The sequence below is a fragment of the Cohaesibacter sp. CAU 1516 genome (assembly GCF_005771485.1).
In the GTDB taxonomy this organism is placed as follows: Bacteria; Pseudomonadota; Alphaproteobacteria; order Rhizobiales; family Cohaesibacteraceae; genus Cohaesibacter; species Cohaesibacter intestini.
Genome location: NZ_VANT01000016.1, coordinates 14,184 through 27,158, shown reverse-complemented (window position 1 = coordinate 27,158; position 12,975 = coordinate 14,184). Strand labels below are relative to the sequence as shown.

Here is a 12,975-nt window from a genome sequence, read left to right as displayed (position 1 = left end):
GAAGGGGCAGAAAACAGACCAAATATCGCAAGAACTGCGCAATCAGCGCTGCAATGAACCGTGGCCGCCGGTCACAACGATGTTCCATCGGTCAAATTGGGTGGTTTTTGCGGGTCTCCAGCTGACGGGCTCGTCCACCCCGTCAAACATGGCAAACAGGTCGTCATCCTTGCGAGCGAGCACCGAAATCAGATGGGACTTGCCAACCTGACTGGCGCCGAACACGGCCACAGCCATAGGACGCTGGGCGGCTTCCTCCAACCGCAACGCTTCGACCTTGCCACGCTTGAGTTCCTTGTCGACCGAATTGATCGCCTCGCCGATGCGCTTGGTGTTATCCGCTTGCCCGACCCAGCCGATGGCGTCCTGAACCTGAGTGGCGACTGATTGCGTTTCTTCGATAAGCTGTTTATTAACAATCATTTTATTACTCGCCTACTTGCAGGATACCGGAATCAAGCCAATGGTCGCCCTGTTCCAGTGGGAAAGTGCGGAAGGTCATCATGACCGAGCGATCGACCGGGCTGCCGACCGGGTCCATCGCCTCCTCGATGCGGAGATCTTCCTTGGTTGCCTCATGCTTCATCAGGCTGACGGCCTGTTCGTTCGGCAGGTCCTGTTCTTCAAGATCCTCCACCTCGTCGCGGCTCAACTGGACATCAATCGGCCGGGCCAGATTGGCGTCGGTGATGCGGACGTGATAAAGGGGTGCCGTGACCCATCGCTCATAGGGCAATTGGCGATAGCCGATCAGGCTTTCCGAATAGAGGTTGAAGTTATGATCTCTTTCCTCGCCGCCCGGCTCGTCGTCTTCCTTGGCAAACAGAACATTCTTGTCATAGAGCTTGCCGCCCTGCTCCAGCACGCCGATATAATGGGTGGTCGAGCGAGCCTGCAGCATGTTGGTGTAGAGCATGAAGTTGGTCAGGCTGCGTTCCGCCAGAGCACAGAGCACGCCACCGACGACAACGCAGGATTTGGGCTCACCGATTTCGGTGTTGCCGCGAGAGCGGAACGGGTACCAGTTGCCCGCACGATAATGGCCCATCGAGAGCAACCTGTCGGGCGCGATGAACAAGCGGTTGAGGAGATTTTCCTGCACGGCGGCCAGCTTGGACGGGCGACCCGACAGAAGCACATAGTCACAATCAAAATGTGCCAATGCTTCGGCGACGGTGCTGAAGACCGGTTCCATCGTCTCGTCGATGGCCTTGGCGACTTGCGTGAAGTCCACCGGCACGGTCATCGACATGATGTCAAAGGCGTCTTCATGGCCTTGCGCAAAGGCCGATTGCAGATATTGCAGCACCGATGGCGACACGGAGAGGGACTCGCGCACCAGTTCGGCGACCGTCGCGGAATGCACCGCTTCATAGCGATCCTCGCCGGACGCCTCATAGCGCTCCATAATGCCAAGGGCAGCTGGAACCAACACCTGCTGGACATATTGCCGGCGAGCATGTTTTTGCTGTTCGCTCATGTTGGCGCGGTCGCCATTAAACAGATCGCTCAAACGGGTGCGGGCTTCCCTTGCACCATGATCGATCAGCGCCCGCTCAATCACCGGCAATCCGCACACATTCGCGGAAGGTCTGGACGGGGAGAATGGCCCGGTCTTCCTTCTGGAAGAAGGTGGTGATCATCAGGTCGGTGGTGCCACCGCCAATGTCGAGACAGGCGACACGCAAGGATGGCTCTGACGGCGTGCCGGGCGTTGGCAGCTCGTCTGCCTCGAAGCGCGGACGCGGCTTGCCGGTCATTTCGAAAAATTCCTGAATATGTCCCCGGAAGCAGCGGCTGGCCTCCCCATAGAGCCAGACAAACTGGACGCAGCTGGCTTCATCCCAGGAGACATGCACTGAAGGCTTGTGAACACCCGGCGGCTGATTGCCCTCCCATTCGAAGATGTCCCAGAGCAACTGCACGGCGCTTTCGGCGCGCACCTTCATGATCCGTTGTTCCTGAATGGGCAAGGCGGTCGGCAGGGTCAGGATGATGCGATTGAGCTTTCTGGGCGCTTCGCTTTGGCGACGCTCCGCCCGGACCGCCGGGTCATTGATCATCACCCAGGCCTGATAGACGATTTCCGACAGCATGAAGCCGTAGAAGGCTGAGCGCGAATAGCTCAGTTTGGTGCTGGGGCGGGTAAAATCGGCCTTTTTGGTGCCGGGATAGAGCGAGGCATAGAGCCGCATATCATCCTGCACGTGGGACAGGACATCGCCATTGGGGTTCAGGCGCCGCCGAGCGATACGCCCGATCCATGGCATGCCTTCATCGATGCCATAGTCGGAATGGGGGAAGCGCCAGAACTGGTTGGCGGCTGCCACATCCCACAAATACCGTTTTGGGGCCGACATGCCGATGATCGAACCAGACCCCGGCTCCTTTTGTTTAATGCGCATGGCCTCCGGCCCGACACGCACGAGGGTCGGCCAGAGAAAGGCATCGCCGCGGGTCGATTGGCGGAAGAGATTTTCCGGACCGAAATCAGCTTGCGACAGAGTGACGTGGCTTTCGAACGGCTCGTCATAGGTGATCCATGGCTGTTGCAGATCACGCAGCTTGAGCACCAGCGAATTGTTAAGCTCGACTGCATCCTCGTTGGGATAATTTTCGATCAGCATGCCGCATGTGCGCGAGTTGCCGACATCAAGCACCAGATCGGCCTCGACCGGCCGGATCGTCTTGTCATCGGATACTGTATCAACAAAACGCACAGGCTCAGGTACGACCAGCTTGTCGATCATCTGAATCAGAGTGATCCAGCGGGCAATATGTTCGAGGAACCGTTCACGCTCACGCCGCTTGCCCTTGCTTTTCTTCTCAAGGAAGGCTTCGAACAATTCCTCGATCCAGTTCGCCACCCAGATCTGATAGTCGCGAACGCTGTCATCCTGCGGGCTGGTCTGGGGGTTGGAGAGAAACCAGGCGATCTTGCTCATTGAGGCGACGAAATGAAATTCTTGCGCCTTGCGCACGTCAGACCGGCGGGGAGCCACATAGGGACGGACTTCGGCTGCCGCCTCCTCATGACCCTCAAGTTTTTCCCCATCATCATCTTCATCCAGATCAAGAGCCGTATCAAAGGCAAAAATGACCTTGTACCAGAGACCATCCTCGGTGCTTTTCTCGCTACCGGAGACGATCATGGCACGGGCCCAGTTGCTCGGGCCGAGCGCGAAATTCAGAGCACCGTCGGCGCTGCGCGCCTCGGTCCGGCGCAAAAAGGGCACTGGAAACCATTTGCCAAGAAACGGCTCCAAAGCGGCGGTCTTGGAAATGCCATAACCAATGTCATTGCCCTGCTCTTCATGGGGAGGATCACCGTCGGGATCCTCTTCGTTCCAACCCTGCAGCAAGCGTCGATACGGATCCTCACCGGGGCGGTCAGCTGGCTCAGATCGAGCTCGCGGGTGACAAACTGGATGCCGGAGAAGGGAACGAGGGAAATGTTTGCAAGGGTTGTCATTTTGCTGCCTTCTTCGGATTTCGGTTTGCGGAGCCGACCGGGACGGATTGCTTGACGCTTTGCCGCGAGGCGACCCCTTCGATCGTAAATTGCTCGGTGATCTGATCCCCCTGCCGCCGCACAACGCGAATGGTGTAGGGAATGTCTGTTGGAGGCTGATTGCGATGGCTATAAAGCGTGACAAAAATCGGCAATTTGCCCGCTGGAATGGTGTCAGCACTTTGCCAGACGATATTTTCAATCGGACGGGGTGTGTTGTTTCGGCCACCATTGGAATCCGTATCCAGCCTTGCGCCACAGGCCGATGGACTGCGGAACCAGACCGCCCCATTGTTGCATTTGACAGCCAAATCCAGATCAGCCAACCCGTTCCAAGCCAGAGAGATCTGCAAGGCACCATTGCCTGCGCTGCGTTGGGTGAGACGGTTGGAAATGTCGGAATTGTTCAGATTTGCTCCTGGCTGCGGATCTTCCGCGCAATTTTCCTTTTTGAAGGCAAGCGCATTTTTAAGCACGCGCACTTCCCGCTGGAGATCGGCCAAATTGACGGCAGCTGCTGGGCTTTGATGACAGTAGGAAAACCAAGGCAAGAAAGAAACGGCGCAGGCCATGAAGAGCAAATAGAGGATGGCGGCCATCAGGCCAGCCAGCAACAACCACAGCAAAGCAGTCAGACAGCGCAGCCACGTATGGTTGGGCTCCTCTGTTTCCACCTGTTCGGTTGCTGGCTTGAGAGGCTCCGCCTCGGTAGCAACAGGTGCTTCCTGTTGTACTGGTGCCGTTATCGGCATCTCTGCGGCTTCTGTCATGTGAGGCCGAGCCGGTGCACGAATGCCGATTTCATCATTGCCAACAGAGGCCTTGGCCAGACGATGCCCCCAGCCCACAAGAATTGGATTGCCATTGTGGGCATAAATATAGGATTGATCCGGAATACGGATGGCATTGGCAAGCGCGCGGCCAAAAGCCCGATCGGATGCCTCCTTGCTGGTTGCAAGTTTGTCGGCAAGTTGCAGGATATCATGCTGCATCCGCCCAAAGCGGCTCAGGACCCCATCAGCGCTTTCAGCGTCCAGAGTATCCAATCGCGCAACCGGGCCGGATCGGCTAATATACCAATGAATCCGGGTGCCATCGGTGCTGCTTTGCGGCTCACTGAAAATGGCGGCATGGTCTGGCCCCAGCGTCACGGCCAGATAGTCGGTAAGGCGTTCAAAATCCCGCTCTTTGCGCCCGCCGATCGGGGCGAGATCAATGGCCGCAGTGGAGGCGATCTGCTGACTTTGCTTCATGTCGCTCAGCCGCCTCAGCCTGATTAGCCGGCGCACTCGACAAGCATGGCGCGTCCTGCTGATCGATGTGAACATTTTGCGCAGCAAGGAAGGCGAGAAGGCTGTCGCTCTTCAGGGCAAAATTGAGCCGGACCTGCTGTTCGGAACTGGTCTTGACAAAGGTATTGACCCCAATGACCCGCCCGCACCGATCGGTCATCGGCCCGCCGCTGTTGCCCGGCGAGATATCGGCACTATGCAGCACCATCCGATTGCCTGCGGGGCTGTCCTGCAACACCGTGACGATGCCCTGTGTCAGCACCATGTCAGGCGCTGAGGTCACCACACCCGCCAACAATTTCAGAAAATGCTCGTCCGTTTCCATGAAGATGCTTGGATAGCCGGCAGCATATATCTGCTGCCCCTTCTCCGATGCCTTCGTCAGGGGCAGGGCTTGCTGGAATGGATCACCCAGCATTTTGATCAAGGCATAATCCTGTTCGCCCAGATTGCTGGTGGCGCTGGTGGCGATGACCTTGCCCTTGCGCGCGCCGCCAAGGGCCTTGTTGACGACAATGACATGGCCGGCTGGCGAGGCTTCGACCACATGACGGTTGGTGACAATCAAGTCCGGACTGACGAAAAAGCCGCTGCCACTGCTCATGGTGCGCGTCCCGTCACCGGCGACGATCAACACCGTTGCCTGATCCAGCATCGTGACCACATCGGCAACCGTCAGTCGGCGCATCGCACCGGCAGCGTTCGGGGGCAATGGCGTGGCCGGGAGCGTTCCGCCCGGTGTTACGCCGGGCAAGTCAGGCAGGGGAGCGGGAGCTTGGCAGCTCCGGTTTGCCAATTCGGATTTCAGATCATTGATCCGGGTACGCATCGCCGCTTCGGATTGTTCAAGCGCCAGATTGCCGAGCATCGCCACGGCAGTGCCTTGCTTGGGAAAGACCAAAATACCGGGCAGCAGCAGCAACAGAAGCAGCAACAAGGCAGGCAATGAGCACAGGCAGCCAGCAACGCGGTGCGCGGCGGTCTCGTTCAGCGCCTGTTATTCGCTCTTGCCCCGTTGGAGGAGGCATTGTGTTTTCAGCGGTGTGCTGCAGACCTTCAGCGGTGGCACGCTGTGCGGCTGGATGGGATAAAGGCGATTGAGGCCGGGTGGCGGAAATGGGCCGAGCGTCGGGGGGAGCAGATTCACTCGAGTTTGCAGGCCTTGCGCTGGCTGGCTGGAACGTCGCTGCTTGCGATGTGGCTTCGGCCAAAGGTGTCTGACTCTGTTCGCCAAGCGCGTCCTGCGGGCCTTCTGGTTCGTCTTGCAGCTCCGGCTCCGACGTTTTCCCTGCGCGATCTTCTTGCGTAATCATGTCCGCGACATCGGCAACGTCGACGCCTTCTGGAAGAAACTGCCCCATGCCATGCATGAGATGGTACGCCAGCTTGTCAGCGAAATCCATGGTTCCATGCGGCACAAGGCCCCAATTGGTCAAAATGGGATGTCCATTGACCACCAACAAATCCTGATCAAGGGAAAGGACCGGCAACCAGCAGAGGACCAAACGGGCGCGCGGATCCTGCGATCTCCCCACGGCGGTCATCAGATCCTTGACAAATCCACGCAGAAAATTTGCAACCCTGACTTTATCCGTCTGACCAAGCGCGCCCCAAGGCGTTGGTTGGCCGGGCTCCGATCCATACCAATCTGCGGCTGTCACCTCGCCATCAACGCCACGCTTCAATGCAGGAGCAGCAAACAGGCGTGCATAACGTGGCATATGACTGCTTAGATATTCCAGTCCATCCTCAAATCCGTCAAGAGCGGAGTTCTGTTGGAAAGAAACCTCATTTTCTCCAGAATATCTGACACTTTTCAGAAAAATTTGCTGCTCTGTCACCAGCGCCCCCGAAATTACTAAACTTTTGCGCGCTGGTATTTTTATTGCAATAAAATTTAAAATTGAAGTGCTTAATCATTTTTTTGCCATAATTTGCACCATCGATACTCTCTATAGGTGCATTCAGAAAATCAAATCTTTACTCTTGCCGAAAAATCATAATAATACTTCGGCTACCTTCGGTTGTAATAACTCTTTCATTTGCTGCTGGGTACATTTTCTTACACGCATCGAATGCCCTGACTTCGAGCGCGCAGTGACAGATCTCCCAGATTACAAACTCATCCTCATTGCCCCCCCTCAAAACACGCATGGCTGCCATACGGGATTGACTGCCTGGCGGGCGATCGCCCCGGCCTGGCAGAAGAAGCAATTCTGAGAAATGCCATTATTGATCAAGTCAACCGACTGATTTTTCGTTTCAAAATTGAATGAGACGTCAAGGCTGCACGACCCACAATGACAAGTGATAGAGGCTGAATTCGCACGCTTTTCCTCGCACCTAGCCCAAAGGCCAGTCTTGCCTTTGGAAGCTTCAGGCTGCATATTTTGTGCAGATGGTTCCTGATCACCTTTCGAGGTTGTCAGGATGAAAAGGGAACATGGTGCGACGTATTGTGCGACAAATCCATGACTGCCCCCGCAACTGTAGGCGGATAGCAAATCCGAAACACCACTGGGCTCCAGCCATGTCTGGATTGTTTGCCCGGGAAGGTCGGTAACGCGAAGACCCGCAAGTCAGGAGACCTGCCATCTTGATTGCAACTCAACCCGGCCGGGGAGCGTCGGAAGGAGACTGAACATGCTATGCTATGCACATGCCTGTATCGTGACCGGTTTCAAAGTGTCCCCGCATTCAAGCGGAAGGACAAAGCCATAAGAATCACGAGACTTTTCGTTTTCTGAACTATGCGGCGCGACAGGCGTCCGCTGTCTCAGCCGGATTTGATGTGCTGTCACTTCAAATCCATTCGCTCCAGATGCTGAACAGTCCGCCAACCAGACCGCATAGACCCACACAGCAGACGCAGCCGCTCGGCGCCTGCTTTGAAATGCATCATCGTCAGAACGTCAAATCTGGCTTTGATAACTGAATAGCCGTTTCCCCCGAATGCCTTCCGCAAAGGCAACACCTGCTCACCTCCAGCCGCAACCACTTCGATGGCCGGACTGGTGTGTCGAGGGAAGCGGTTTCCAGGAGATCGAGCCGGACCAGTGATTGGTTCCCACTGCGTCTTCATGACAGCCGTATGGCTTACGGTTTCTTCCGGCTTGATCCCCTATCCCTCTCCCACTTGATCCGATCCGGATCAATCGCGGACCGTTTCGCTGGATCCCAATCGGCACATACTTGGCAAATCAATGGATTTTCGCACCATATTCGATCGCTGTCGCATAGAGCGACGCATCAGTTGCCGGACATTAAACTCGGGTACAGTTGGAGGAACGGTTGCCAGCTTGCGCTTTGCTGTCCCAGATTCTGCCAAATGACGGATCGGGGAAACGCGCCCATCCCGATGGGATCGCGGTCGGCCTCAGTAGGTCGGTGCTGATGCTGCATCCATGTCGGCAGCAGCCTCTTCTTCCGCAGGCCTCGGCGCTGCGCGCCCCACGGTCGGCTCGGTTTGCCAATGCAATGGCGGCTCGTGGGCATTCAAGGTCGAGAGACGTGGCGGCAGGGGCAGGAAGGCGCCCTTGCAATTGACGTCTCCGTTGGCAAGTCTGGCCGCAAAGGCAGGCACTGCGGCTCTCTGGCCTTTGGTGGTGAAGAAGTTGCCCTTGACCTGAATGGTATTGGCCATCACCTTCACCAGATCGTCCACCAAGGCGGCGTCGGGCTTTTGCGGATTGTCCCAGAAGCTGTCCAGTGGCCCGGAATGCGTCACCCGCGGGATATCATAAACGGCATGTCCAAGCACTTTGACAGGGCAACCAAGGCGAATGGCATGCATGCCAACCGTGCTGTTGATCAGAACGCAGCCTTTGGCAAATTTCAGCATGAAGGTCAGGTTGCCGCCAATGATGAAATGGATCTGATCTTCGATCCCCAGTTCTTTGGCTTTTTTCTTGATATAAGCACCCCAGCGCTCCCATCCATTGTCCAACGGATGGGCTTTGAAAACCAGATGGGTTTTGCTTTCTGCGCGCCGCGCAAAGGATTCAATGGCCGTCCTGATCGCTTCCCGCTGATGGGAGAAAGGTGCGTTGGAGCGTAACTGGTAATCACTTTGCAATTGCAAAGAAAAAATGAAAAAGGAATTGCCGTTCCTAGCCAGTCTGGTCACCAGTTCGCGGGCTACGCGGTGTCGCTTTTTCTCGAAAAACAAACCCGGAATGCCAGAGACATATTCAACCAACGGATTGTAATAGCGGTCAGCACGGTAGAAAGGATTGAGAAAGAAGGAGAAATAACTCAGCAGATTGTAACTGACCTCATAGAGGATTTCCCGCGGCTTGGTGTAGGGATATTTCAGTTCCTGATCCGGCTCATCACAATGTGTCGCAATTTGTGCGATCTGGTCTGGGTTGTTCGGGAAATGAGAGAAAGCCGACATGCCGCCACGCTCAAGGGTGATCCAGTCCGGGCGCAAATAGCCGAATTCGTAGCAATATGTCGCGATCTTGAATTCCTGCGCCACGCGTGCTGCCACCTGATGATAGGGCTTGCGGTCGGCATAATAGACGATATCCGTTACTCCATGCGAAATGATGAAGCGACGCACATAGGCCTCCCAGTCCCGAAACCGGCCACGATAGGTCACAGCAGGACGACCGAGCCAGACGAGACTGTCGCCCAAACAGAAATTGATCCGCAAGGCCTTGTGACCATCCTGCTCCAGCTGCGCTGCAACATTGCGAGCAAAGAAGGAGGGATGCCCCTGCAGAAACAGGAACACACGCGACTTTTCAGCCTTGGGCGTTTGTAACATCATGTTTTTCACAAAATACTAACATGGTTGCCGGGCCCACAAGAGCGGGCCCGCACAGACGGCCAACATTCGGATTAATCAAATCGGTTGTAAGTGCCAACGACGTTGCCAACAGATCCTGTCGCCTGACTGAGCAATCTTAACACTTTACTAATTTCAACGCTACGCGCGTTGGAAACAAACACCGAATCCTTGTCTCTCAAATGGAAAGACTGGGCATAGAAATAGGATTTGGCGTGCTTCATATTGATGCGATAGATGGTTGGGACTTTGCCAAGACGCATCTTGTTGTAGGAAATATTCAGGGAATCGAGGATCGCAGGGTCCTCATAGCGGAATACGAAGACACCGGTGGCATCGGCGCGGGCATCCTGCAGCCCACCAGCCGCAGCAATCGCTTCGAGGGCAGAAATGGTTGCCGCATCAAAGGTATAGACTGATGGCTTCTGAACAGCCCCGAGCACTGTATAACGCTGCGGATCGTGCGAAACGAAGATTCGGTCACCGCGGGACACATAAATATTCTCGTTGGGCTGCTCAATGATGGTTTTCATCAGCTGGACGCCCTGACGCTTGCCACGCTGCAACGTCACGAAGGTTTCACGCGCTGCAAATTTGGTGCCGCCAGCCAACGCTACGATATCAAGCAGACGCGCTCCCTTTGTTGGCAGCGGATAGAGGCCTGGTTTGGTCACATCGCCGTTCAAAGTGACAACGTTGCTTTCGTTGCGAACCACATTGACCAGAGCCTGCGGCTGGATTGCCTTGCCTTCGAGACTGGAGACCACGAGATTCTGAATTTCGACCGGCGTCTTGCCCTTGACGGTGATCGCACCGGAATAGGGAAGAGAAATCTGACCGTCGCGATCTACAACAATGTTGGGAAAGTTTGCACTGTTGCCGGATTCTCCCGAGAAGAGGCCTCCATTGTCGGCTTCGAATACGGTGACCGACAATATATCGCCAACACCCACAGCAGAAATCGGCGTGTAATTGCCCGATTTCCGGAAGCGGCTGCCAAGGCCGACCGGATTAAAACCATTCAAGCCATCAACGATGTCTGCATCGACATCAACCACCAGATAGTCATTCTGGACACTCTGCTGCTCGATTTCGACAGACAAGGGCCCTTCCCTTGGCGTCATCATACAGCCGGTCAAAGCAAGGAAAGAAATAGCAATGAATATTGATCTAAGCATGAATACTACTCGGCGACAGACTCGCGGCTTTAAGGCCAAATACACAAAAAAACATGCGGCTTTCTATCATGGATACCATGACGTGTATAGCCTCAATATCCCGGCATTTGAGCGTTTAGATGTTAGTGACCCTATACTTACCAAAAAGTTACGAAACTGCCAATCCAATCCTTATAGGGATGCCTGATTGGCAGTTGGTCTCATCTTCATTGTTTAAAGATATTCTGTGCATCGAATGCAAGACCACATTCAATTTCCTTTCAGAAACAGCTCAATTTCACTGTTTCACAGATTCAATCTATATGCAATTTGTGCCACGAACAGCGACAATTTGCCTACCAGCCCGCTTCGCTTGTTTTTCCGTGCCTCGGCCAGCGACCGAATCACCGCCTCACATTCGGCAGCACCATTGATGGTGAGATCCGCATAACGCGGATATCGGCAGAGTGTCAGAAAGACCAATTCGTCGAGATCGCGCTTGCGACCCCGGCGGTCACAGATGGTCCGATCTTCGGTCAGCTCCCAACCGCAATAAAAGGGTAGGCCGTGAACGACGACAGCTTTGTGACGCAACAGGGCTTCAAATCCGGTCAAGGATGAAATGGTCTCCACCTTGTCGCACAGATCAATCAAAGACAGGATATCTTCTTCTGGCACGACCAAATCCGTCAGATCAGCCAGTTGCTGCGCCGTCAGTGCCCCGTTGCGCAGGCCAGACTGCACATCCGGGTGCGGTTTGTAGAGGATGAAGGCATCGGGATTGTCCTGACGGACGCGCTCCAACAACAGCCTGTTGGGGTTGCTACCGGTGGCGAAATCGAGACTTTGGCTGCGGTTGGTCAGGATTGAGGCGTCATCACTGACCTGACCGGGCACCAGAATGATCTCGCGATCCCCGGGCAAGTCGAGCATCTGAGACGACTGATTGCCCAGATTATACTTGCTGACGGCAGCGTCCACGAGCAGGCGTCGCACCTCGGCGCCACGCTCTCTTTCTTCCGGCGTCACGTCCTGATGTTTGAGCATCCATTCCAGGTCACTTGGGCGGGAGGGATCATAATAGATGCCCTGGCCATCGAAAATAAGCGAGGCTGCGGGGACGAAGGCGGCCCCCAGTCCAACCGAACGAATGAACCCATCTTCGATCAGGACAAGAGGAATGCCAGCTGCGTGGCAGGCTTGATGCTGCGCCTGATCAAGGCGACTGGCCCAAGCGAACAGGCTTGCATGTCGGTCTTTTGCCTGCCGCAGAGCCACTGCGAAAGAGCGGGCAAATATCGGTTCCCCGGGCAAGTCACTGAGCATGGCGCGCACTGCGTTGCGGTTCCAGCGCATCAAGCCAAAGATGACGGCGGGGCGCGTCTGCCAGCTGAGATCAAGCGTCATCGCTCCCTGCTTTCCACTTCTGTTCCGGCGATCGGCTGCGCAATTGTGTAGCGATAGGGCTTTAGCGCCAAACGTCTGAGGGGCGTTGGCAGAAGATTGCCGAGCCAGACCAACAAGGCAATCGAGAGCGGAAAGGAGATCCGTCGCTTTTTGCGGGCCAAGCCACGCTGAATGATCTCGGCAGCCTTGTCGGCAGTCACCAGCCCCGGCAATGCTCCCCGATGACCGTCCGTTTGCGCCGTTTGGATGTGACCGGGCTGAATGTCAGTGACATAAAGACCCGCATCAATCAGGTCGTCCCCCATGGCCTGCGCCCATGCGGACAGGCCCGCCTTGCTGGCGCTGTAAGCGGGGCTATCGGGCTGCGGCTGTCGGGCGGCAAGCGAGCTGACCACCGCAAGATGCCCATGCCCCTGCTGTTTCATCTCTTCGGCTATGGGCGTCAGGAGGGCGATATTGGCGGTCAGATTGACATTGATCTGCCGGACTTGCCCATCCACCGTTTCCAGGTTTTTGGCAGAAGAGCGGCCATCAAATATTCCGGCATTGGCGATCACCAGCGACAAGCCTGCGCCGGTCAGTGGCAAGGCCCGGCGCGCTTGCTGGAAGGCCTCGACATTGTCAGGATCTACCAGATCCAGCGCCAACACCGTCACGTCAGCTCTCTTACTGCGACAAAAGGCCGCAATATCACTAAGAGACTCAATGCTGCGTGCGGTGAGGATCAGGTGCCGTCCGGGGGAGGCATAGCGTTTGGCCAACGCGGCACCAAGACCGCGGCTGGCACCGGTAATCAGGATTGCGCCCGCGTCCATA

10 protein-coding genes and 1 riboswitch are annotated in these 12,975 nt (G+C 55.8%); all 10 genes read right to left on the bottom strand.

What is annotated here, in order from left to right:
* Window positions 1-42 precede the first annotated feature (42 nt).
* Window positions 43-423: a virulence factor SrfC family protein gene (locus FDK21_RS19835; protein WP_138150608.1), complete on the bottom strand. Its 381-nt coding sequence runs from the start codon at window positions 421-423 to the stop codon at window positions 43-45.
* A 4-nt stretch (window positions 424-427) separates the two neighbouring features.
* The gene (locus FDK21_RS19830) at window positions 428-1,579 is read right to left on the bottom strand and encodes a virulence factor SrfB (RefSeq protein ID WP_138150607.1); all 1,152 of its coding nucleotides are present in this window, start codon (window positions 1,577-1,579) and stop codon (window positions 428-430) included.
* Window positions 1,557-3,362, bottom strand: a complete 1,806-nt coding sequence (locus FDK21_RS19825) for a virulence factor SrfB (RefSeq protein ID WP_171022218.1) — start codon at window positions 3,360-3,362, stop codon at window positions 1,557-1,559. Before FDK21_RS19825 ends, FDK21_RS19830 begins: the two co-directional genes overlap by 23 nt.
* Window positions 3,363-3,468: 106 nt before the next feature.
* Window positions 3,469-4,764, bottom strand: coding sequence for a hypothetical protein (locus FDK21_RS20720; RefSeq protein ID WP_171022216.1), 1,296 nt, complete (start codon window positions 4,762-4,764; stop codon window positions 3,469-3,471).
* A complete protein-coding gene (locus FDK21_RS19820) occupies window positions 4,724-5,749 on the bottom strand; it encodes a serine protease (protein WP_138150605.1) in 1,026 nt (341 codons plus the stop codon). Before FDK21_RS19820 ends, FDK21_RS20720 begins: the two co-directional genes overlap by 41 nt.
* A complete protein-coding gene (locus tag FDK21_RS19815) occupies window positions 5,649-6,524 on the bottom strand; it encodes a hypothetical protein (RefSeq protein ID WP_138150604.1) in 876 nt (291 codons plus the stop codon). Before FDK21_RS19815 ends, FDK21_RS19820 begins: the two co-directional genes overlap by 101 nt.
* 661 nt (window positions 6,525-7,185) lie before the next feature.
* Window positions 7,186-7,414: riboswitch (cobalamin riboswitch) on the top strand.
* A 765-nt stretch (window positions 7,415-8,179) separates the two neighbouring features.
* Window positions 8,180-9,574, bottom strand: a complete 1,395-nt coding sequence (locus tag FDK21_RS19810) for a capsular biosynthesis protein (RefSeq protein ID WP_210238854.1) — start codon at window positions 9,572-9,574, stop codon at window positions 8,180-8,182.
* Window positions 9,575-9,648: 74 nt separating this feature from the next.
* Window positions 9,649-10,698, bottom strand: a complete 1,050-nt coding sequence (locus tag FDK21_RS19805) for a polysaccharide biosynthesis/export family protein (protein ID WP_171022213.1) — start codon at window positions 10,696-10,698, stop codon at window positions 9,649-9,651.
* 360 nt (window positions 10,699-11,058) lie between these two features.
* Complete coding sequence (locus tag FDK21_RS19800) at window positions 11,059-12,159, bottom strand: beta-3-deoxy-D-manno-oct-2-ulosonic acid transferase (protein ID WP_138150601.1); 1,101 nt, start codon at window positions 12,157-12,159, stop codon at window positions 11,059-11,061.
* Window positions 12,156-12,974: an SDR family NAD(P)-dependent oxidoreductase gene (locus FDK21_RS19795; protein WP_138150600.1), complete on the bottom strand. Its 819-nt coding sequence runs from the start codon at window positions 12,972-12,974 to the stop codon at window positions 12,156-12,158. Before FDK21_RS19795 ends, FDK21_RS19800 begins: the two co-directional genes overlap by 4 nt.
* Window position 12,975 lies beyond the last annotated feature (1 nt).